General features: G+C 50.2%; 23 protein-coding genes. 13 read left to right on the forward strand and 10 right to left on the reverse strand.

The features are described 5' to 3' along the window. The first annotated feature begins 6 nt into the window (after nt 1-6). The 6 genes from tsaA (at nt 7) to ACZ5ZZ_RS02020 (ending at nt 4,047) form a co-directional block, all read left to right on the forward strand. The gene (gene tsaA, locus ACZ5ZZ_RS01995; RefSeq protein ID WP_464141011.1) at nt 7-714 is read left to right on the forward strand and encodes a tRNA (N6-threonylcarbamoyladenosine(37)-N6)-methyltransferase TrmO; all 708 of its coding nucleotides are present in this window, start codon (nt 7-9) and stop codon (nt 712-714) included. A gap of 65 nt (nt 715-779) precedes the next feature. After that, on the forward strand, nt 780-1,763 hold the full coding sequence (locus tag ACZ5ZZ_RS02000) for an isopenicillin N synthase family dioxygenase (protein WP_464141013.1): 984 nt from the start codon (nt 780-782) through the stop codon (nt 1,761-1,763). Nucleotides 1,764-1,889: 126 nt separating this feature from the next. Then, nucleotides 1,890-2,369, forward strand: coding sequence for a hypothetical protein (locus tag ACZ5ZZ_RS02005; protein WP_464141015.1), 480 nt, complete (start codon nt 1,890-1,892; stop codon nt 2,367-2,369). 8 nt (nt 2,370-2,377) lie between these two features. Then, nucleotides 2,378-3,142 (forward strand): hypothetical protein, encoded by a 765-nt coding sequence (locus ACZ5ZZ_RS02010; protein ID WP_464141017.1) that lies wholly within the window; start codon nt 2,378-2,380, stop codon nt 3,140-3,142. An 11-nt stretch (nt 3,143-3,153) separates the two neighbouring features. Beyond that, complete coding sequence (locus ACZ5ZZ_RS02015; protein ID WP_464141018.1) at nt 3,154-3,582, forward strand: VOC family protein; 429 nt, start codon at nt 3,154-3,156, stop codon at nt 3,580-3,582. Nucleotides 3,583-3,711: 129 nt separating this feature from the next. Beyond that, nucleotides 3,712-4,047: a hypothetical protein gene (locus ACZ5ZZ_RS02020; protein WP_464141019.1), complete on the forward strand. Its 336-nt coding sequence runs from the start codon at nt 3,712-3,714 to the stop codon at nt 4,045-4,047. Between the two features lie 64 nt (nt 4,048-4,111). Here ACZ5ZZ_RS02020 and ACZ5ZZ_RS02025 read toward each other — a convergent pair whose 3' ends face one another. The 4 genes from ACZ5ZZ_RS02025 to ACZ5ZZ_RS02040 all read right to left on the reverse strand — a co-directional run bounded on the left by ACZ5ZZ_RS02025 (nt 4,112) and on the right by ACZ5ZZ_RS02040 (nt 9,723). Then, the gene (locus tag ACZ5ZZ_RS02025; protein WP_464119924.1) at nt 4,112-6,790 is read right to left on the reverse strand and encodes a valine--tRNA ligase; all 2,679 of its coding nucleotides are present in this window, start codon (nt 6,788-6,790) and stop codon (nt 4,112-4,114) included. A 223-nt stretch (nt 6,791-7,013) separates the two neighbouring features. Then, on the reverse strand, nt 7,014-8,060 hold the full coding sequence (locus ACZ5ZZ_RS02030; protein ID WP_464133096.1) for a porin: 1,047 nt from the start codon (nt 8,058-8,060) through the stop codon (nt 7,014-7,016). 104 nt (nt 8,061-8,164) lie between these two features. After that, the gene (locus ACZ5ZZ_RS02035) at nt 8,165-8,500 is read right to left on the reverse strand and encodes a rhodanese-like domain-containing protein (protein WP_464133099.1); all 336 of its coding nucleotides are present in this window, start codon (nt 8,498-8,500) and stop codon (nt 8,165-8,167) included. Nucleotides 8,501-8,505: 5 nt separating this feature from the next. After that, nucleotides 8,506-9,723 (reverse strand): MFS transporter, encoded by a 1,218-nt coding sequence (locus tag ACZ5ZZ_RS02040; protein WP_464133100.1) that lies wholly within the window; start codon nt 9,721-9,723, stop codon nt 8,506-8,508. Between the two features lie 29 nt (nt 9,724-9,752). On the opposite strand from ACZ5ZZ_RS02040, the gene ACZ5ZZ_RS02045 reads away from it, so the two are divergent. Next, complete coding sequence (locus ACZ5ZZ_RS02045; protein WP_464133101.1) at nt 9,753-10,907, forward strand: hypothetical protein; 1,155 nt, start codon at nt 9,753-9,755, stop codon at nt 10,905-10,907. On the opposite strand, the gene ACZ5ZZ_RS02050 is transcribed toward ACZ5ZZ_RS02045, so the two are convergent. The 4 genes from ACZ5ZZ_RS02050 to ACZ5ZZ_RS02065 are packed head-to-tail and all read right to left on the reverse strand — an operon-like array spanning nt 10,908 to nt 13,309. Beyond that, a complete protein-coding gene (locus ACZ5ZZ_RS02050) occupies nt 10,908-11,198 on the reverse strand; it encodes a DUF167 domain-containing protein (protein WP_464119929.1) in 291 nt (96 codons plus the stop codon). Between the two features lie 14 nt (nt 11,199-11,212). Continuing rightward, nucleotides 11,213-11,752 (reverse strand): DivIVA domain-containing protein, encoded by a 540-nt coding sequence (locus ACZ5ZZ_RS02055; protein ID WP_464119930.1) that lies wholly within the window; start codon nt 11,750-11,752, stop codon nt 11,213-11,215. 60 nt (nt 11,753-11,812) lie between these two features. After that, nucleotides 11,813-12,640, reverse strand: coding sequence for a pyrroline-5-carboxylate reductase (gene proC, locus ACZ5ZZ_RS02060; RefSeq protein ID WP_464133104.1), 828 nt, complete (start codon nt 12,638-12,640; stop codon nt 11,813-11,815). A gap of 9 nt (nt 12,641-12,649) precedes the next feature. Further along, nucleotides 12,650-13,309 (reverse strand): YggS family pyridoxal phosphate-dependent enzyme, encoded by a 660-nt coding sequence (locus tag ACZ5ZZ_RS02065; RefSeq protein WP_464133106.1) that lies wholly within the window; start codon nt 13,307-13,309, stop codon nt 12,650-12,652. Between the two features lie 216 nt (nt 13,310-13,525). On the opposite strand from ACZ5ZZ_RS02065, the gene ACZ5ZZ_RS02070 reads away from it, so the two are divergent. Then, entirely contained in the window at nt 13,526-13,951 is a 426-nt protein-coding gene (locus ACZ5ZZ_RS02070; protein ID WP_464141022.1) for a hypothetical protein, read from the forward strand. Here the strand turns inward: ACZ5ZZ_RS02070 and ACZ5ZZ_RS02075 are convergent, their stop codons facing one another. Then, entirely contained in the window at nt 13,952-14,809 is an 858-nt protein-coding gene (locus ACZ5ZZ_RS02075; RefSeq protein ID WP_464141023.1) for a polysaccharide deacetylase family protein, read from the reverse strand. A gap of 74 nt (nt 14,810-14,883) precedes the next feature. After that, nucleotides 14,884-15,459: a Maf family protein gene (locus ACZ5ZZ_RS02080; RefSeq protein ID WP_464141025.1), complete on the reverse strand. Its 576-nt coding sequence runs from the start codon at nt 15,457-15,459 to the stop codon at nt 14,884-14,886. On the opposite strand from ACZ5ZZ_RS02080, the gene ACZ5ZZ_RS02085 reads away from it, so the two are divergent. The 5 genes from ACZ5ZZ_RS02085 to ACZ5ZZ_RS02105 are packed head-to-tail and all read left to right on the forward strand — an operon-like array spanning nt 15,458 to nt 21,632. Next, nucleotides 15,458-16,396 carry a type II secretion system F family protein gene (locus ACZ5ZZ_RS02085; RefSeq protein ID WP_464119936.1) on the forward strand — a complete coding sequence of 313 codons (939 nt, stop codon included), beginning with the start codon at nt 15,458-15,460 and terminating at the stop codon, nt 16,394-16,396. The genes ACZ5ZZ_RS02080 and ACZ5ZZ_RS02085 overlap by 2 nt on opposite strands. Beyond that, nucleotides 16,396-16,746, forward strand: a complete 351-nt coding sequence (locus ACZ5ZZ_RS02090) for a DUF192 domain-containing protein (RefSeq protein WP_464119937.1) — start codon at nt 16,396-16,398, stop codon at nt 16,744-16,746. Before ACZ5ZZ_RS02085 ends, ACZ5ZZ_RS02090 begins: the two co-directional genes overlap by 1 nt. Next, on the forward strand, nt 16,733-18,415 hold the full coding sequence (locus ACZ5ZZ_RS02095; RefSeq protein WP_464141027.1) for an FHA domain-containing protein: 1,683 nt from the start codon (nt 16,733-16,735) through the stop codon (nt 18,413-18,415). Before ACZ5ZZ_RS02090 ends, ACZ5ZZ_RS02095 begins: the two co-directional genes overlap by 14 nt. Next, nucleotides 18,415-19,593, forward strand: coding sequence for an FHA domain-containing protein (locus ACZ5ZZ_RS02100; protein WP_464119939.1), 1,179 nt, complete (start codon nt 18,415-18,417; stop codon nt 19,591-19,593). Before ACZ5ZZ_RS02095 ends, ACZ5ZZ_RS02100 begins: the two co-directional genes overlap by 1 nt. Continuing rightward, nucleotides 19,593-21,632: an FHA domain-containing protein gene (locus tag ACZ5ZZ_RS02105; RefSeq protein WP_464141029.1), complete on the forward strand. Its 2,040-nt coding sequence runs from the start codon at nt 19,593-19,595 to the stop codon at nt 21,630-21,632. Before ACZ5ZZ_RS02100 ends, ACZ5ZZ_RS02105 begins: the two co-directional genes overlap by 1 nt.

Here is a 21,632-nt window from a genome sequence, read left to right on the forward strand (position 1 = left end):
TACCTTATGGAACCGATTGGCTACTTTGAATCCTGCTTTAAAGATAAATTTGGAACGCCGCGACAGCCTGGTTTGGTAAAGCAGGCTCAGGCGCGTTTGAAGATTCGTGCCGATCTTCAGCCCGAAGAATCTTTGCAGGGTCTGGAGGGGTTCAGTCATGTCTGGTTGATCTGGGTCTTCCATCAAAACAAGGTCGCTCGTTTTCATGCGAAGGTGCATCCACCGCGTTTGGGCGGGGAAAGTATGGGGCTGTTTGCGACCCGCACACCTCATCGCCCAAATCCGATTGGACTTTCGTTGGTGGAGCTTGTGAAGGTGGAAAAAGACGGCATCATCGTTGCCGGTGCGGACCTGGTTGATGGCACACCTATTTTGGATATCAAACCTTATCTGCCTGAAGTTGAAGCGATTCCGACAGCCCGAACGGGGTGGCCCGCCGAGATCGCCAAGACTCCGATTGAAGTGACCTTTGACGACAAGGCCGAGCAACTTTTACAGCAATGGCAAAGTCAAAATCCAGATAAAGCCTTGCGAGAAATTATCGAAGAGACTTTGAAGTTGGATCCGCGTCCCGTGGTGTATAGAGGCTTTGAAGAGGGGCAGTCGCCTTATAGAAGTTCTCACGCCGTAAGACTGTTTGATGGGGATATCCATTTCAAGTTTGAAAGCCCGACGCACGTCAGAGTTTTCGATATTCTTTTTATGCATAATTAGTTGCTGTTGCCTTTTATTTGCGCAGCAGGCTACAGTCCGAGCTGAACCAATACAAGGGGGATACTTTGAGAACAACGGAAACTGCTTCTCATTCTGAAAACAGCACTCTTCGTAAAGTGCCTACATTGAGCCTTGCAAGTTATACCAAAGGAACCGGAGCTGAGCGCTCAGAGTTCATCGACAAGCTCTTCACAGGTCTTAAAGAATACGGATTCATCATTCTTAAAGATCACAACGTCAAAGCTGAAGATCTGCACAAAGCTTACGACATCCTTAAAAAGTTCTATGCGCTTCCCACTGAAGTTAAAAAATCCTACATTTCTCCAAACGCGGGCTTCCAGCGTGGTTACACTCCGTTTGGTCAAGAGCACGCCAAAGATTCCCCGGTGATGGATTTGAAAGAGTTCTGGCACGTGGGTCGTGAGCTTTCCGAGGGCAATCCTTTGAAAGAAATCTATCCTGCGAACGTATGGCCTTCCGAATTGCCCGAGTTCCAGTCTCACTTCTCAAAACTTTATGCCGCCTTGGAAGAAGCCGGCGATGTGATGCTGGAAGCTTTGACGATGCCTTTGGAAGTTGAAAAAGATTTCTTTGCTAAGATGACCAAGGATGGAAATTCCATCCTCAGACTTTTGCATTACCCACCGATTCCTGAAGGTGTGGATCCGCGCTGTGTTCGCGCGGCAGCTCACGAAGACATCAACTTCATTACAATTCTTCCAGCTGCGACGGCTTCAGGTTTGCAATTGAAAGATCGTGATGGCACTTGGTTGGATATTGATTCTGAACCAGACACTTTGATCGTGGACGTCGGGGATATGTTGGCTCGTCTGACCAATGACGTTTTGCCTTCCACCACTCACCGTGTGATCAATCCACAAGATGGTACAAATCAAAGTCGTTACTCCATGCCGTTCTTCATGCATCCTCATCCGGATGCCATGCTGAGCTGCTTGCCATCTTGTAAAGGGACAGGTGCGAAGTACCCTGATATTACTGGTCAGGATTTCTTGATGCAGCGACTGCGTGAGATTGGCTTGCTGAAATAAGCCCAAACTTGTCACCACAGCTGAAATGACTTCAAGAAAGGGATCTGCAAAGATCCCTTTCTTGCGTTTTGAACCTGTCGCCGAATAAAAAGAAATCACTTCACGAATTTCACATGAGGGGGAATCATGCGATATTTGATGTTTGTGGTGATGATTCTGGCAGTTCTGTGGTCTGCAGAAGGTTATACGGCGAATCCATCGACAGAAGGTCATATGAGCTTCCGTATTCAGTCGTTGGGTCCGCAGGGGTATGAATATTCGTCATTGTGGAATCCGTTGACCCAAGTGGCTCTTCTGCGCATTGGTCTGGTGTTGTCACAAGCTGATGCGGAGCTGATCAACCAATCGATCTCTTTTGGGACTGCAGCGGAAGTGCTTTTTGAATCCAATGATGTTGAAGCCAAAAAATCCTGTCACCAAGTCAGTCAGTGGCATTTTGAATATGAACCCGGGTTGCCGAATTATTTGATGTATGTGGCATTGAAGGGGCCGGGCTGTGCGCTGGTGGCCAAGTATTTTGATAAACTGCAGGTTCGGTTCCTATTTCGGCGAATTTCGCTGCCACCGTTTGTACCCATTGACGTCTCTGTCCATATCAGTCGATAACTGAAGGTATGAATAAGAAATCAGCTTTGTTTTTAGGTCTTATTGTCGCCATAGTTCTTATTATCTCTTACTGTCACAGACAAAGAGAATCAGGACAGGAAGAAAAGGAGTTGGCACCAGAAACCCTGGGCACTTCGGCTTCGTCTGTGTCTGAAGGAAAAACCGCCGTTAAAGCCGAGCCTCCTCCCATTGAAGCTCCGGCAGTCACACCCTCTGCGGCCTTCCTGCCCACAGAGATGGAAGATCCTCAGAAGTTTGAGCTCTATCAGCAAAAAATCAAAGAAATGGGCACCTGCCTGAATATGATTGTAAAGCCCTTGGATCCGGGTGTGGAGGTGAATTTTGAAACCTTCAATCAGTCCATTAATGCGGATCTGGGTGACGTTGTGACTCAGGATGAAGAGTGGGTCGCCACCGATTTAAGAACCAAAGAAGGCGAACTTCGTCGTCTGTATTTGGAAAGATTGGGTGACCCGGAAGGGTCACGTTCATTGCAGTATTTTTCTTACGCAGCGGATGGGTCTCGCAAAGAGCTTCCGCTTGCAAAAGAGCAGAAAATCAACCCGTCTGAAACATTGTTGGCCAGTCTTGAAGCCGACGGTGAAGTGGTGGGGCGTTCCGTTTCGCGCCGAATTTTCTATCAAAACGGGGATGATCTTTTGTTGGTGGAAAAGAACGGGAAGATTTTCTCGTTCCAGCTGACACATGATGGGGCCACTTACAGCTGTACTGGAGCTGATAAATCCTCCACCTTCCAGTGTCAGTGCAAATAAAGGGAGAAATAATGGAAACAAATGAGCTGCACAGAGGCCGTTTGATTGATCACCTTCAGTTGGTGGTTGCGGATCTTGAAAAAAGTAAGAAGTTTTATTCGGCGGTATTGGGATCTTTGGGGATTCCAATGGGCGGTGAAGGTCCGGGGTTTTTCTGGTACGATGAACTGTTTATTTCATCCGTCGACAGTCAGGCCAGCGTTGGCAAACTGACGGGCAGAACACATTTGGCATTTCAAGCGCAGGACCGCGATGCCGTAAAGAAATTCTATGAGGCGGGTTTGGCCGCCGGAGGTAAAGACAACGGTGGTCCGGGCGAACGCCCTTATCATCCAGGCTACTATGCCGCTTTCCTCTTAGACCCGGACGGGAACAATATTGAGGCGGTTTTCCACGGTCCGGCAAAAAAATCTGCGGACTCGATCAAGATCACATTCTAAGCAGTGTAGGCACATCTTAATGTCAGACTACAATGAGGGTCCTTTGCTTTGGCACAGGACCCTTTGCTTTGTTGTGCGGGCGTCGGCGGACTTTTAAAATAAGTTATGCCCTCAAACAAGGAGGTCTGTATGCAGCCATCGGATCGTTGGCGACGACAGGATTCCCGTCGAAAAGAGCCAGAAAGAGACTACGGTGAATTTATCAATGAGTATCAGGATTCATCAGAGATCGAGCCCAAGACCGAGCCCGAGTCCACTCTCTGGGATTCTTTTGAGGCCGAACGCCAGAAAAATGGTTATCGTCATTCTTATGAGGCCCTGCACCCTCAGCTGGAACCACATGTAGATCCTCACTTTGATTTTCGTTACGGCAGTGATGACATGGACTTCGACAGTCGGGAAGAGAGGGCTGAGCCTCGGCGCCGACAACGTCGTCATTTGCGCCGGGTGCGCCGAGGGTATTGATTTCGGGCAAAAAAATCCTCCGTGACTGCGAATCACGGAGGATTTGTGTTTTTGGGCTTAAGACTTACTGGAAGCGAGTCAAAGCGTCGCGCAGTGAATCCAGTTGAACTTTGGATTGCGCCAACAAAGCGCGGTCTGCTGCGATCACGTCTTCATCTGCATTTGCCACAAACTTTTCATTGGAAAGTTTGCCGGTCAGCATGCCGATATCGCGAGTCAGCTTTTCGATGGATTTGTTGATGCGTTTGATCTCCTCATCGAAGTCCACCAGGCCTTCCAATGGAATGATCACTTTTACGCTGGCGTCTTTAACAACGACCGGCGCAACAGCACATTTCATCATGTTGCCCTCGGGGCCGATTTCCACGTTTTCCAGGCGACCCATCGTCATCAAAGCGGTGCGGTTGTTGCCCAGAATTTTCTGAGTTTGATCGTTGGTCACACCCAGGCGGACATTCAGTTTCACAGCCGGACTGATGCGGTTTTCGCCGCGGATGTTACGGATGGCAGTAATCACTTCCTTCACAATATCAATTTCCAGTGCGGCTTGGGCTGAGCCCAGGCTGAGGAAATCTTTATCGTTACGCACATTCGGATATTGGTCCATGATGCACGCTTCGCCCTTGATTGGCAGTTTCTGATAGATTTCTTCAGAAATAAACGGTGTGAACGGATGCAACAGGCGGGTGATGCGGTTAAGAACCTGCGCGATCACCAGTTGTGTTGCGGCCTTTTCTTCAGCGTTATTGCCATTCAGGATCGGTTTAGTGAACTCGATATACCAGTCACAGAACTGATTCCAGATGAACTGATAAAGCGCCATAGAGGCGTCAGAGAATCTTTCCTGCTCCATCGCCTCTTCAACTTCTTTGGTCACTTCGGCAAGCTTGGTGATGATCCACTGATCAAACACACTGATGTGCGCCTGATTTGGCAGGGCCTTCACACCTTCCGCCGGAGCTTTGAAGTCGGAAAGATTGGAAAGGGCAAAACGAGCCGCATTCCAGATCTTGTTCATGAAGTTACGATAACCTTCCAGGCGCTGTTCGCTGAACTTAAAGTCTTTTCCAGAGAACAAGTGCGCAGCAAAGGTGAAGCGCAAGGCATCGGCCCCGTGCTTTTCAATCATTTCCACCGGATCAATGGAGTTCCCCAAAGACTTGGACATCTTGCGGCCCTGAGAGTCGCGCACCAGACCGTGGATGTAAACCGTGCGGAAAGGAACGTCCCTTTGGAATTCAAGACCCATCATGATCATACGAGCCACCCAGAAGAAGATGATATCGTGACCAGTGACCAGATAGCTGGTTGGGTAGAATGTCTTCAAAGTTTCAGTTTCATTTGGCCAGCCCATAGTGGAGAACGGCCACAAAGCAGAACTGAACCAAGTGTCCAGAACGTCTTCGTCCTGATGCAACTTGGTGCTGCCGCACTTTTCGCAGGCAGTGACGTCTGTTTCGGCCACAGTTTGGTGATTGCAATCAGAGCAGTACCAAACCGGGATGCGGTGACCCCACCACAACTGACGTGAAATACACCAGTCTTCGATGTTGTTCAGCCAGTGAAGGTATACTTTTGTCCAAGATTCGGGCTCAAAGCGGATGGTGCCGCTTTCAACCACGCGTTTTGCCGGAACAGCCAGAGCTTCCATTTTGACGAACCACTGTTCAGACAAGAACGGTTCAACCACCGCACCGGAACGGGAGCAGTGACCTACAGAGTGAACGTGTGGTTCTTCTTTTGCCAGAAGGTTCTGGGCTTTCAGGTCTTCCAGAATGCGTTTGCGCGCTTCCTGAACTTTCAGGCCTTTATAAGCGCCTGCATTTTCATTCAGTTCTGCTTTTTTGGTCAGAATGTTGATGAATTCCAGATTGTGGGATTTACCAATTTTATAGTCGTTGAAGTCATGGGCCGGAGTGATCTTCACCACACCAGAGCCGAACGCCTGATCCACATAAGTGTCAGCGATGATTTTGATCTTTCTGTTGATCAAAGGAATCACCACGTTTTTGCCAATCAGGTGCTTGTAGCGTTCATCATCCGGGTGAACACACAGGGCGGAATCGCCCAGCATTGTTTCCGGACGGGTGGTCGCCACTGTCAGGAAGCCAGAGCCATCCTCCAGCGGATAGTTGATGTGGTACAAAGATCCTTTGACCTGCTTGTGTTCCACTTCCAAATCTGAAATTGCCGTCTCCAGAGGGCCGGACCAGTTCACCAGACGCTGGCCACGATAGATCAAACCTTTCTTGTGCAAAGACACGAAGACTTTGCGAACGGCTTTGGAGACCCCTTCATCCAGAGTGAAGACAGCGCGATCCCAGTCACAGGAATCACCCAGGCGGCGCATTTGATTGTAAATGCGGTTGCCGTATTGGTGTTTCCAGTCCCAAACTTTTTCCACGAATTTTTCGCGGCCCAGGTCATGGCGAGTGATATTTTCTTTCTTCAGTTCACGCTCTACCACGGATTGAGTCGCGATTCCGGCGTGATCTGTTCCCGGCAACCACATGGTGTTGTAGCCGTTCATTCTTTTCCAACGGATGAGCATGTCCTGAATAGTGTGGTCCAAGGCATGACCCATGTGCAGAAAACCTGTGACGTTCGGTGGAGGAAGGATAATGGAAAACGGAGGTTTCGTGGATTGATCCTGGGCTTTGAAGTAGCCGTTTTTTTCCCACCATTCATAAGTGCGAGATTCAACATCTGCGGGATTGTAACGATCTGATAACTGTTCTGACATTTGTAAAGACCTCTGAGGGTTTAAGGACATGAAATGCTTAAGTTTTTAACCCTTAGAGACTAACAAATTCAAGCCTTTTGGGGTAGGCCAAATGAAGGAATCTGGGTCAAAGGGCCCGTGGGACCTTCGAGCATGAGGAGCGGTGCGAAATTGAGGCGTGAGTTGAAATAAAAAAAGGGAGGCATGAAAGCCTCCCTCGATCTAAGTCTGTGTTGTCAGAGGATTATTTCAGGAAGTCCGCCATCAGGCGAGCGCCCAGAACGATCTCTTGAGAAACTGGATCGTCGCCACCAGCATCTAACTCTTCTTTTTGATAGTTGTAAGCAAGATGGTAGCGGAAGTTCACGTCAGTGTAAGGCTTGTATTCAAGAACAGCGCCGTAACCCATGAATTTGTTAGTCACAGTGCCAGCTGTTTCCAGCTTTTCTTCAGAAGAAACCACTTCAAGACGAGGTGTCCATTGTTCCCAGCCGGAGTATGCGAATTTCGCTACGATGGACGTCACAGTGTCCTTGTCGCCAGAGGCATCTTCTTTGAATTCAGACATCAGATAGTCCACAGAAACCATCACGGGCTTGGAGTTCCACATCACGCCCGCTGCCACGAACTGATTGGTGTCGCCATCAGCAGGGCCGTTCATTGTGTGGTAGGACAAGTTGGTCATCAAAGCCTTTTCCATGAAGGCGCCTCTCCAAATCGCACCATACATGGATTGGTTCTGGTCCATCGGAGTTGCTGCTTCTTTGAACTTTTCGTTGGTTCCAAGAACATGAATCGAATGATCTCCGAAAGTGAAGGTGCCCTTAACCCCAGTCATATACAGTAGGTCTGCCGTTCCAAACACACCTGCCGCCAGATTTCCGTTTGGTCCTTTGCGAGTGTAGAACTGAGATGTCAGGTAAAGATCCGCACCACTTGTTGCGCCTTCAAAGCCGCCGAACTCCGTGTTGAAGCGACCTGCTGACAAAGAGAAGTATTCAGACATCTTGTGAGTCAGGAAAGCGTACTCCACAGCGGTTTGTGCGCTGTCGGTGTTCAAGCGAGTGGCTTCTTTGTTGAAAGCCAGACGCACGCGGAAAGAAAGATCATCATTGGCTTTACCCTGATAATCCAAGCGGCCCGTCTTGAAGTAGAACTTGGTGAAGTCTTTCTGCGAAGAGTCTGTGTAAGTAGTGGAGTTGTAGTCAGCACGCAGATCCAAATTTAAAGAACCGGCGTGAGCTGTAGAAGCCACTGTTGTTGCAATAGCTGCGATCAAAAACTTTTTCATGGTACATCCTTGTTTAAAGTTTCAAGTTTTGATGTACCAAGTATGTTACAAACGGCGGAAATCAACAACAAGGCTTTGAGAAAAGCTGTCGCTTCTATGTCAAATTATGGTTGGCGTTCGCTTAATAAGCCGTTCAGGCCACCTTTGACATAGAAACTATTAATGAATCCGGCCCCTTCCAGTTGTGTGACCACCTGGGGGCTGGATTTTTCATCCCGATCCAAAACGACCACGGCAAAGTGCGGCGGAAGATTCTTGGACTGCACGGATTCCAAGACATTTTCGATCTGACAGTGCAGGCTGATATTGTCCAAATGCATTTTGGTAACACTTTTGTACCAATCAGATAGATCCACTTGATCCAAAATCACCAGCAGAAACGGTGTGCGTGTTTGGATGAGATTGTCGAATTGAAAGTAGCCGATAGAGTTAAATTCCATAATGCTTATCCTACGCGCCCGTGTTCAGGGATGAGTTTGTAAATGACAACAACAATAGCAAGGCCAGCGAAGGCCATAACTCCCGAGGCCCAGAAAGGGGCAGTGATGGCCACAGATCCATAAAGGGCCCCGCCCAGAGCTGGTCCCAGAATCCGCCCCAAGGAGGCCATGCTTTGGGTGACACCCATTGTGGCTCCTTGTTCAGAAGAATCGGAAAGAAGACTGATGCTTCCTAAAGTGGAGGGATTGGCAAGGCCGTTACCCAAGGAAAGTAACGTCATGGTGATTGCCATGCCCGTGATGGAATCCACCACGGCAATTCCTGTCAGACCCACAGCCAAAAGCAGGATGCCCAGGCGCAAGACTTTGCGTTCACCCCATTTCGGCAGCAGACGGCGTACCAGAAAGCCCTGGGTGAAGATAATGATCAGACCGATGTAGGCAAAGCCGAAGCTGACCTGTTTGACGTCCCAATGATACTTTTCACCCATGAATAGAATCAAGGTGGCTTCCATCGAAGACATCGCCAACGAACTTAAAAGGAAGATGATCATCAGTGGACCGACGGTTTTTTTGTTCAGGTACTGCCACATGATTGAAAAGCGTTTTTTCTTTGCGGCAGATTCACTTTTTTCACTTAAGGATTCTTTCAGGAACTTCAGACCAAAAAGGAAGTTGGCAAAACAAAGTCCCGCCACCCAGTAAGAGGCAAAAGAAGTGTCAAAGTGCGGAGCTGAGGAAATGTGCTGACCCCAAACAGCCAAGCCTCCGCCCAGTGCCGGACCGAAGACAAAGCCCAGGCCGAAGGCGGCGCCAATCAAAGCCATGCCCTTGGAGCGTTCGTGTTTTGGGGTGATGTCAGAGATATAGGCCGACGCCGTGGAAAGGCTGGCACCGAAGAATCCAGCAAGGAGGCGGGCGACAAACAACCACTCCAGCGAGCGGGCCCAGGCAAACATGATGTAAGAAAAAGTTTCTCCGACAAGGCAGAACAGCAGAATGGGACGACGGCCGTAGCGGTCACTGAGGCGACCCCAGAACGGAGAGAACAAGAACTGCATCAAGGAATACACAGAAAGCAGAAGGCCTGTCTCAAGCGCCGTCGCACCGAAGTTGCGACTAAGGATGGGGAGAATTGGAATAACCACACCAAAGCCCACTAAATACAGGAAAACAGTGAAAAAGATGATCGCTAGCTGTGATTTGTTTGATGTCGCCGTCATAGGCTTGTTAATATTAGGAAGTTATGAAAATGGCAAATAATCTTCAGCGTGGGGCGATTGCCTTCTTAAGTATTTTTTCGGTTTCATTGTCAGCTCTGGCTTTGGATAATTACAAAGAGTTCCGGCGGGATCGCTGGGATTTCGAGGCGTCCGCCAATTACTTCTATTCTGAGGCCAATTATCCGTCTTCTGGTGGAGGCAGTCAGAATCTGCCCAGTGGAAACAGTTATTCATTATTGGACTCATCTTTTGGAACTCGGTACACCCCTAAAAGAAACTGGTCTGTTTTTGGCTGGGGAACGGTTTCCAATGCCGAAAGCAAAGATTCTGTTGCCACTCGTGCGAACAGCTCCTTGAGTGAGGCGGCCGTCGGGTTTGATTTTCTGATGTATTCCGATGCCTTCCAGTTAATTCCTGAAATCATCGCCGTCATGCCCTTTGAAGAGGTTGATCCTGCTTCGGATACCGTATTGAATTCAGAGGGGGTTTTTGAGGTTCGCTCCCGTTTGATTGCGCAGAAAGACTTCGGAACTTTGCGTGGATATGGTTGGCTGGGTTTTAACTTCCGAGGGGGCGGTCGTTCCTTCCTGATGCCCTGGGGCGTGGGAGCGCAGTTCAAAATGAATCGCCTGCGTCTGGGCGGGGAGCTGTTCGGATATCAGAGTGTTTCAGATGATACGACGGATGTGAATGCGGCACTGCGCACCTCTTATATCAGCGGAGTGAATGCGGGTTCGATGAAGTTCTACGGGGTGAAACCCAATCTGATGGATTCGCAGGTCTATGCCACCTGGCTGATGACACCCAAGTGGACGTTGCAGGTCAATGGCGGAACGACTTTGACGGGTTCCAATGCCGCTGCGGGTTTTCATGTCGGCGGATTTTTGCGCTATAGCTTTGACATGAGTGAGGGGTATTCAGAACCTGAGTACGTGGCGCCAGTGGCGAGCCCGGTTCCGAACTATCGTTCCAATATGTACGAAGAAAGCGAGTTGAGTTCCCAGCAAAAGGTTCGTCGCTTCCAGGAACAGCTTGATGATGGTGTGGATCAGAATCTTTTCAAGCCACGTCCGACCAAACCTAAAAAGCGCAAGCGTGTGAATCAGGATCAGTTGCAACAGGAATTGGACAATACCGAATTTCAAATCGAATTGAAATCCAACAAGAAGCAAAGAGGGCGCTGATTATCCCGGGGGTATGTTTAAAATGCCCCGGACAGTCTGTTCAGACAGGCCGCTGAGTTCGACAACTTTATGGCGGCCCGTTTCGCCTTTCACCAGCAGCACATCTCTTTTGGGAATATCAAAAAGATCGGACATGAATTCAATCAGGCACTCGTTGGCGCGGCCATCCACAGGGGGTGCTGTGATTTTAATTTTTAATTCGCCATTGTGGGGACCCACAACTTCATTCTTAGAGGCTTTAGGCTGAATGAAAAGGTGGAGCCGAACTCCACCTTTTGTTGTTTCAATCATGAAGGCGACCGGAATTACTCAGCGGACAGAGGGGAGACGTTTGGAGAGCGACCTGCGCTGCTGCCCCCACTCACAATGTTGTGATTCGGGAGCTGTGCCTGTGGCATGTACTTCTCGCCTTGTTCCAGCAGGGACAGGTGAGCTTGCGCCAGGGCTTTCAGGTTGGCCTCAAACTGCATGCGTGCGCGCTTGAGTTCGTTGACTTCCTGATACATTTTTTTCAATGAATCACGGGAATCGCGAGTGATGATTTCCGCCTTTTGTTGAGCGTCCGCGATGATCAACTTTGCTTCGCGGTCCGCATCCTGGCGCAAACGATCCGCCATCTGAGTGGCTGTGGCGATGGTTTCTTTTAAAACCTGATCGCGCTCTTTATATTCCATCAAAGAAAGTTCTTTTTCGCGGATGGCTTCTTTCAGTGTGTTGCGCTCTTGGATCAGAGCTTCCATTTGTGCCGCGATCTGCTGCAGGAAATCCATAACCTCGTCAGCATCAAGTCCCATCATCTTTTTACCAAAAGACTTATGAGCAATATCGATAGGAGTAATTCTCATTTTGTTCCTCCTTGAACAACATGAATTAAGGATAAAGGCCGAGTCTGTCTGTGGGCAAGCCTATTTGATTTCCCGGGCCATTTCTTTGTTTCTCATCGCCGCTTTTTCAAAGCTGATGCGAAGTGCGCGTTCGATCTCCAGTTCACGCATGGACTGAAGTCCAGCTGCGGTGACTCCTTTTTTCGACGTGACGCGAGCCTGAAGGTCTTCCACGTCTTCGCGGGCCTGTGCGGCCAGCAGGGAGGCGCCTACAAATGTTTCAATGGTCATCAGGCGGGCCTCTTCAGGCGAGAAACCATGTTCTTCAATCCAGTCTTGCCAGTACATCATCATTTCGAAAACAAAACCGGTTCCGCTGGAGCAAGAAACCATCAAAGCTTCAAACTGATCTTCGTCACCCACGTGAATGACACGCCCAAGTGGGGTGAACAGATCTTCGACGGTGGCTTCCAGTCCGTCGTCATCATCATCGTTCAGAAGATAGCCGATCACTCCGCGTCCAATCAGGGAGGGGGTGTTGGGCATGACTCGGGCCAGGCGTGCGCCCTGGACATAGCGTTCAAGCTTTTCCATGCGAATGCCGGCGGCAATGCTGATAACAATTTTATGTTCATCAAAGCTGCGTGTGACGGGCTCCAGGGCGCTCAAAAGATCCTGCGGTTTGATGGCAAGGATAATGATGTCACATTTGTCGACCAGTTCATCGTTACTCGACACCGGGTTGATGTGGTAGGTCTCTGCGAGTTTGTGAAGTTTTCCTTCGGAGCGGTTGGAAGCGTAAATATTTTTGGCAGGCAGGCCTCCTTCAATGAGACCTTTAATCATGGCTTGAGCCATATTTCCTGCCCCGAGAAAGCCGACTTTTTGCGATTTCAACAAGGGATTCATAAAGTGATCCTACCCTTTGGCCGGTCGTTCGCCAAACAAAATAGTCCCGAGACGTACGATTGTTGCGCCCTCCTCAACGGCGACAGAGTAATCATGGCTCGTGCCCATTGACAGCTCAGTCAGTGGGTGAGTTTGAAGATCTGTCACGCCTTTGAGCTGGTCGCGCAGTTCGCGCAGCTCTACAAAGTAAGGACGCACCTCGGCCCCGGTTTCGGTTAATGGTGGCATGGTCATGAGGCCGAATATGTGCAAATGAGGCAATTCGGTCAGGGGTTTCCAGCATTCCAGAAGTTTCTGCTTGGAAAAGCCTTCTTTGGATTCTTCCTGTGCCAGGTTGACCTGAATCAGGATGTTCTGTTGAGCGCCTTTGGCTTGGCATTGGCGACTCAGGGTCTGTGCGAGCTCCAGAGAATCCACTGAATGAATCAGGTGAAAGGCGCCAGCCACCATCTTGGCTTTATTCTTTTGCAGGTGGCCGATGAGATGCCACTCGATATCCGTCAGGTCTGCCAGGTCCTTCTGTTTTTGCAAAGCCTCCTGCACATAGTTTTCACCAAAGCGTCGCTGTCCCTGACTGTAAAGAAAACGAATTTTATCCGCGGGTTGCAGCTTTGAAACTGCAAGAACTTTGGCTGGCTGGGCTTTCTGAAGAATCTCTTTTAAATCCATGTGTTTTTCATAGCAGAATCCAGGTCGTTTTGTCCATTAAAATACCATCGCTACTTTTTTGTTGACAATGTGTGAAATGGTGGTAGAACATGACGCATGAGACGCTCCTCCCGAAGAGCTACACCCCGGATAGATGACCCCCGGCTGCATCCTGTGAAGCAGTTCGGGGGTACGCTTTTAAAGAAAAGCCATGCGAAAACAGCAAGGCCGCTTTCTTTGAAACGAGCCGTGCATGTGGCGCTTCATTCCGAGCAGGCCCGGGGTGAATGGTCTTTGAAAACCGGTCGCAACCGGCGGATTATTCGTCAGGTTGTGAAAAATCAGGCCATGAAACATGGCATTTCCATTCGGGAGATTTTGACCCACGGTCAGGATTTGCATTTAACGATTAAACTAAAAAACAGATCTTCCTTCGCTCCGTTTATCCGGGCGGTCAGTGGCATGCTGGCTTTGTTGATCACGGGATCAGGGAAAACGCGGGCTTTGCAGAAGAAGTTCTGGGATTTTCGACCGTGGACACGGATCGTGGATCTGGTTTCTGAATTTTCTGTCGCCGCGGAGGCGGGCCTTCTAAGGCATCTTCAGCACATCAAGGTTCTGCCGGGTCTTTTGGGAAGACCCAGCATTCTTGAATCTTCGTGATTAGCGATTCAGTTTTGGGAAGATGTTGCGATCATCCAAGGTGACAAAGCGATAGCCTTTTTGTTCCAGCATAGTTAGCAGGCGATCCAGGCTTTGTGCTGTATTCATGTGAACGTCATGCATCAGCAGGACGCCACCCTGGGTTTTAGCCACTTCACGCATCACGTGGCCGGCATAGTCGCGGCGCAAGCTGTCGGGCGTCTGGCACGTGGCATTTTCTTTGTCACTGACATGGCCATCCGCATAGGCCCAGTCACAAGTGTCGATATCCCATCCGGTGATGCGATAACCCAGGGACTCTACCAGCTCATTGGCAGAACAAGTGGAGTTTCCATAAGGATAACGGAAGTAAACCGGCGTATCGAAGGCGCGCAGCAGGCGATCCGTGGCAGACACCTCGGATTGTGCTTTGGACGAACCCAGTTCGTGGAAGTTTGGATGGCTGTATGAATGATTTGCGATGAGGTGACCTTCGTTGACAACACGTTGAACCAGCGCTGGATGGTTTTTGACGGCGCTGCCTAACATAAAGAATGTCGCCTTGGCATTGTGTGCTTTCAGAACATCCAGAATCAGCGGAGTTGTCGCTGGATTGGGACCGTCATCGAAGGTCAGTGCGATAGTTCCGCGGGTCACAGGATCGGGAAGCTGAATTGCGTACTTGCATTTGTTGCGGGGCTTAAGCACATCCCAGATGCCCCAGGTGTCATCATAATCTTGCGTGCGCTTCAGACCTTCTTCGGCCTGGCGTTCAATAATTTCCTGAATGGAAGGGGCTTGTGGCAGAACTTCCTGAGCTTGTGTGGTAGTGGCAGCCAATGTCAGTGCCGCCAGAGCAAGAGAAACGGAACGTTTCACGAACGACCTCCGGTAAAAAATGATGGATCACCATACCAGAGGATTGCGTTTCGACCCCAGAGAACTTTGATCGTTTAAAATTTGGACAGTAGATTTTTCACCGCTTCGACAGGCAGTCCCACCACATTGTCGAAGGGGCCTTCGATTCGTTCCACGAAGGCTCGACCCTGGCCCTGAATTCCATAGGCTCCGGCTTTGTCCATGGGTTCCCCGGTGTCAATGTAGGTCCAGATTTCAGCATCACTCAAATTTTTAAAGTAAACTTTTGTCGTCTCAACATGAGACAGCTCTTTGCCAGAACTGGACTCGACTGCGCAGACCGCAGTCAGGACTTCATGATATTTTCCGGACAAAAGCCTAAGAATTCGGTAGGCATCCTCGCGATCCTGGGGTTTACCCAGGGGACCACCCCCAAAAATCACCTCCGTGTCGGCTGTGAGCACGATAAAGGGCTCTGTGCGACTGGCCTTTAGCAGGGGCAAAGCGGCCCTCGCCTTACGACGGGCAATATCTAAAATCTGCTCGTTTACATTCAGGTTTTTATTGGGAATTTCCGATATTTTAACTGGCACCACGTCGAATGAAAAACCAGCTTCACTAAGCAGTTGTTTTCGGCGCGGGGACTCTGAGGCAAGAACTAAAGGCTTCATGGGAATACTTGAACACGAAGAGGCGAAAATGGGAAGTGCAGAGTTAATGCTGATTCTGGGATTGCTGCTCGCAGGAGTGGCGGTCTTCCTATTTGTCAGTTCGATATTTGCAAGCAACTCGGACAAGCAGCAGTTGTCGTGGGCCAATAACGATGAGCCGGTGAAATCCAAAAATCCGGTGATTAATTTCTCCCGCCCCTTGGTGCATCAGTTTACCTTGCAACATGCGATGAGAATCCGCAGTGAGTCCTATCGCAAGAAGATCAGCAAATACATTAAAACCTCGGGCCTGTCCTCGGAGCTGAATGAAGATGAGTTCATCGGTTTACAGCTTCTGTGGGGGATCATGTTCCCGATCTTCCTGATGATTATGAACTTTTCGTTGCAGTTGGGTCTTTCTGTCCCGGTTGTGATCGGGATGGGGTTGATTGGTTTCTATCTGCCGCAGATTCACGCCAAGGGTGAAAAGAAACGCCGGGAGCTTTCCGTGCGTGCCGACTTGCCGTTCTTTATTGATCTTCTGGCTTTGTCGGTAGAGGCGGGTTTGGACTTCTTCTCTGCGATTCAAAAGATCGTGGATAAAGCACGTGGGACCGACAGTGTGCTTGCGGATGAGCTTTCGATTGTTTTGAAGGATATCAAAATCGGTTCCTCCAAGGCCCAGGCCCTGAAAGAGATGGCCGAGCGCCTGGATATGAACGAGATCACAAGCTTCGTGGCCGTTCTGGTGGATGCGGAGGCGACAGGTGCCAGTATTTCCCAGGTTTTGAAAGACCAGTCTGTACAAATGCGTCTGGAAAGATTCGTGCGTGCAGAGAAGGCCGGGGCTCAGGCGTCACAGATGATTTTGATTCCGTTGATGCTGTTTATTCTGCCAGCGGTTTTCATCGTCGTCTTTGGACCCGTGGCTGTGTCCTTTATGTATGGTGGTAAGTAATGATGGCTAAGTTGATGAATGCAACAACAAATCAGACCCTGATAGCGGATTTGGAAGTGGCTTCCACTTTCCTCAGCCGTGGCAAGGGACTTTTGGGGCGGGAGGATCTTCCGTCCCATCAGGCGTTGTGGATTCATCATTGCAACAGCATTCATACTTTCTTTATGAAATTTGCAATTGATTGTGTGTTTGTGGACAAGAATCTGAAAGTTCGTGCCATTCGCAGGGATGTGCGCCCTTGGAGACTGATTTTGCCAGTTTGGGGTGCCGCCTCTGTGATTGAAATGGCAGCAGGGACCGTCAGCAAAGTGAATGTCAGCGTGGGAGATCAACTTTATGTGGGCGCTTAGAATCTTGACCGGCCCACAGGCCGGATCCGTTGTTGAGCTGAAGATGGGGAAGAACCTCATCGGTCGGGCTCCGCAGTGTGATATTAAGCTTTTAAGTCCGGGTGTTTCCAAAGAGCACACGGAAATCGCAGTTTATAAAGATAAAATTGTGATCACCGATTTGCGCTCCAGCAATGGGACCTATTTAAATGGTGTTCGCATGCAAAGTGGTGTGATGCGCTTGGGGGACAAACTCGGGATTCATGATGTGATTGCCGATGTGATCCCGTCACCAGAGGCCCGTGCACAGCGACCTGCTCAGAATAATGCTCCAGCACCCATGCCATATTATGGTGGTGGTGCGGCTCCGCAAATGCCACCGGCCATGCCGATGGGAATGCCCGAACAACAACCAATGTCGATGGGGATGCCTCATGGAATGCCGCAACCGATGGCCGGTATGCCGGGGATGGCGTCTCCCGGGGTCGCTCCGGCTCCAGCTCCGGCCTTCCAGCAGGGTGGATTCCGCGGCTTGATGGATAAGCTGAACGATTATATGGACCGCGTGGCTTTGCCAGGGGTTTATCGTTTGCCACAGTTTGTGGAAATGAGAATGGTCCTTCTGGGCTTTGTGGTTCTGTTTATTTTCTCCACGACGCTGTTGTCGATGATTCCGATGGTGCAGATCACTCGGGCCAGTATTATCAATGAAAGTAAAAGAAGGGCGTCTTCCATTGCCCGTACCGTGGCAACTCTGAATCAGTCGGCGCTGATCCAGAACAGCTATTCGTCTTTGTCGACGAATGCTGCTGAGGCAGAGGACGGTGTGAAGCAGGTTCTGATTGTGCAGCAGTCCGATGGCATGATCCTGGCGCCGGCCTCCCGTGCGGGGACCACACCGGATCTTCCGTTCGTGCATTCGGCTCGTCGTGAGATGCGGCCTCAGGCTATGGAGGTCGATTCCTCCACAATTGGTGCAAGCTTCCCGATTGGTTTGTTTGACCCGAACACGGGTGAGCAGTCAGTGAAGGCGCATGCCATCGTGTTGTATGATGTGGGAAGTCTGGCGTTCGATGACGGACGGGCTATCAGCTTGTTCATGCAGACGCTGGTGATCGCTTCCCTGTTGGGACTTTTGATTTATTACTTCATGTACAAGCTGATCGAATATCCATTGGTGGCACTGAATGCTCAATTGGACACAGCCATGCGTGAAAAAACCGATAACACTGCACTGGATTTCCAGTTCCCGCCTTTGCAGGCTTTGATTGGCAATATCAACAGTCTTCTGACTCGCTATATCCATGGTGACACGGATAGCGGGTCAGGTGGTGCCGGCTTTGTGAATAAAGACGGCGAAGCAGAGAATCTGGTGCAGATCGTGGGCTTCCCGTGTGTGACGATTTCCAAAGAAGGTCGCATTGTGGCCTGCAATCCTGCCTTCCTGCAGGTGGCGCGCGCGGAAATGGCGCAGTTGCAGGGGCAGCCTTATAAGGCGATTCCGGATGCGGCCCTTCAGCAGAATATTGAAGGCCTGATGGTGCGCTCGCGCGAAAACACCCGAGGCATCCATACGGATCAGCTGGAGTTCAGCGGCCATCTTTGTATTTTGAGTTGTCAGGCCATGTGCACAGGACAAGAAGTGGACTATTTCGTAATTACAGTATCGCCAACTGAAGGAGGCTCCTGATGAGTGCAGCCCCTTCAATGAAGGATGCATTGAAATTCGATATTGAGGTCATCAAGGGGCCTCACAGCGGTTTGAAGCTTTCTTTCAGCAAAGCCTCCGTGTCGCTGGGGCGTGGGCCGGAAAACGACATTGTTCTTTCCGGGGATCCGCGCGTCAGCCGTCAACATGCGGAAATCAAACAGCGGGGCAGCGAATTTGTGCTCGTCAATCTAAGTCAAAAGAACTTCGTGATGGTCAATGGCCAGAACGTTCAATCCGAGCCGTTGACAAACGATTCGGTGATTCAGATTGGTGAGACAGAAATTCTTTTCCGCGCCGAGATGCCTGAGGTTCAGGTGGCTCCGCCTCCAGCGGCGGCTCCAGCCCCGGTGTCCTTCCTGACTCCGAATCCGGGATCGCCTCTTCAGCAGGGGCCACCGGGCCTGACCCCTAATCCCTTCCCGACACCAGTGGCGACGCCTCGCCCGCAGCAGATGCCGGCGTATCAACAACCGCGCCCTATGCCATCAATGCCCAATCCGTCCATGCCTCCGGCTCAGCCGATGGGTTATGGCGGATACACACCGCCTCCTTCCGGTGGTGTTGGTGGGCCGGCGATGGGAACGATGGCTCCGCCACCGACAGGTGGGCCATTGTCGAATCCGAAAGTTCGCTTCTATGGAATTGTGGCCCTCATTGGTCTGGCGGCGTGGTTCTTCCTGTTCTCGGGTGATTCAAAACCGAAAAAGGATGCCAATGCCTTCAGAACATCTGCGTTGTCGATGGCCGATGTAGCCGAAGCAGAAAAGCGCTCACAGGAACTGTTGACAGTAAAAAAAGAAAAGTATGATTCCATTCAATATCGTCGTGCCCAGGAAAACTTTATCAAGGGCTTCCGTGACTTCCAGCAGGGACAGTACGCCCGTGCCCGTGAAGCATTCCAGGTGGTGCTAAATCTGGATCCGGACAATGAACTGGCCAAGCGCTATTTCCATTTGTCGAAGATTAAGTTTGATGAGCTGGTGAAATTCAACATGATTCAGGGCAACCGTTACCGAGAGAAAAAGAACTGGAGAATGTGCCAGTCCAATTATTCCAATGTGATGACAATGCTTCAACATAGGAAGGATGATCCGTCCTATAAAGAAGCCAAACAGTATTATGAAGAATGTACTTTGAACCTGGAGGGCAGATACTAATGGCACTGCTTCGGGTTCGCCTTCGTGGCAAGACAGTTTGTGAAGTGAATTTAAGTGAAGACCGTTCTTACGTGGCTGGCCGTAAAGAGGACTGCGATATTGTGTTGCAGCCTGAAAAAGGAATCTCGCGGGAACACTTCAAGGTCTTCTTTGCCAGTGGCACCTGGAATGTTGAGGTGGTGTCCCGTTATGGCGAAGTCATCCATAACGGAGAGCAGGTTCAGCAGTTTTCCCTGGATCACGGCAGTCAGTTTTCTGTTCCGCCCTATGAGTTTGATTTCCTGAACACAGTGGCGGAAGCCCCTGTGTATGAAGAGCAGCCGCAGGCCCCTACAGGGGAAAACCTGCCTGCGTTGGCCGGTGCGCACCTTGAGTCCTTTGAAGGCAGTGATGAAAAGACCATGATTGGTGTGGCGCCGACGGCGGCCTTCATCAAGATTGTGGACAGTCAGAATGAAGCCAAAGAAATGATCCGTCTGGATGCGGGGGATTCGTGGGTTGCGGGTCGTGATCCGTCCTGCCATATTCAGATCCGGGATCAGCGTGTCAGCCGTCGCCAGTTTGAAATCCGCAGAGCCGGTTCCCAGTATGTCATTCTGGATCTGGGCAGCGTCAATGGGACTTTGTTAAATGGAAACCCTATTTCCTCCACGGATATGACACCGATCAAGAGCGGTGATGCGATCAGTGTGCTGGAAAACTATCTTTATTTTGAATTGCACGATGCCAGCTTCCAAAGTCGTATGGAGCTGGTCAGTGTGGCGCCGCTCAGTCCGCTGGTTCCGACGGCGCAGGACAGTCTGCCGATGGAATATCAACAGCAGCAGTCCTATGAAATGGCCCCTTATCAAGGCGCGATGCCGCCCATGCCTTATCAGCAACCGATGCAGTATCCGGGAATGGGTGTGCCGGGTCCGCAGCCGCATTATCCTCAGGCGGCGGCTGAGAAGTTTGACTTCCAAAAGCACCGTCCAAAGATCATCATTGGCGCGGTTGTTCTGGTGGCGGTGGCGTATTTGTTCAGTGGCAATGACACCAAGGCTCCTCCGGCGCAACCGGGGCAGGGTTTGGTGGCGCCAGGTTCACCGGCAGATCTGTTTGCGAAGTTGAAACCCGAACAGCAGGCTCTGGTCCGTCAGCGCTATAAAGATGCAAAGAACCTGTACATGCAGGGTAAGTACCAGTTGGCTCAGGATGAAATCATCAAGATTCAGGAACTGGTTCCGGATTATGAGGATATTCGTGAGATTGAACGTCTGTCCAAAGAGGCCATCTTCATTCAGGAGCAGCAAAGACGTCAGGCTGAGATTGAAAAATCCAAGATAGAGGCGGAAGAAAAAATTCAGAAGCAGGTCGCGGAATGTCAGAAAAAGATCAATCCGATGATCACGGCTCAAGAAATTGAGGACTGCTTAAGCCCGGTGTTGCAATTTAATCCCGAGCATCCACGAATTATGGATTTGAAAGCTCAGGTTGAAATGCTGAATATGCAGCGTGAAGCCAAAGCAGCTGAAAAGGCCGCTTATCAATCGTTGGTTTCAAGAATGAAGGGTCTGTATGACAGAGCCCAAGCAGTTCATAAAAAAGGCAAACCACTGGATGCCATCGCGGCCTATGAGAAAGTGATCGAGGCACAGCTTCCGGATCCGAACGGCTATAAGGGTCAGTCGAAGCGGACGATTGCCTCCATTCGTCAGATGATGAATTCCAAGACGGCTAGTTTGCAGGCCGAGGCTGAAAAATACTATCAGGCTCAGAATCTTAAAGGGGCCATTCTGTCTTTGCGTAAAGCTCGCACCTTGGATCCGACAAACGACGAGCTGCCTGAACGGATCGAACGTTACGTGGTGGAATTGCGTAAGCAGATGATGACGCTTTATCAGGAAGGCATTCTTGAGGAAAGCTTCGGGAACGTCGATGGAGGCGAGGCCAAAGCTGGTGCCAAGGACAAATGGCGCAAGATTTTGGAAATGGATATTCCTGACGGGGAATACTATAAAAAGGCCTACATCAAGTTGAAGAAATACGGAGCCCTGTAG

The organism is Bdellovibrio sp. HM001 (assembly GCF_055397275.1).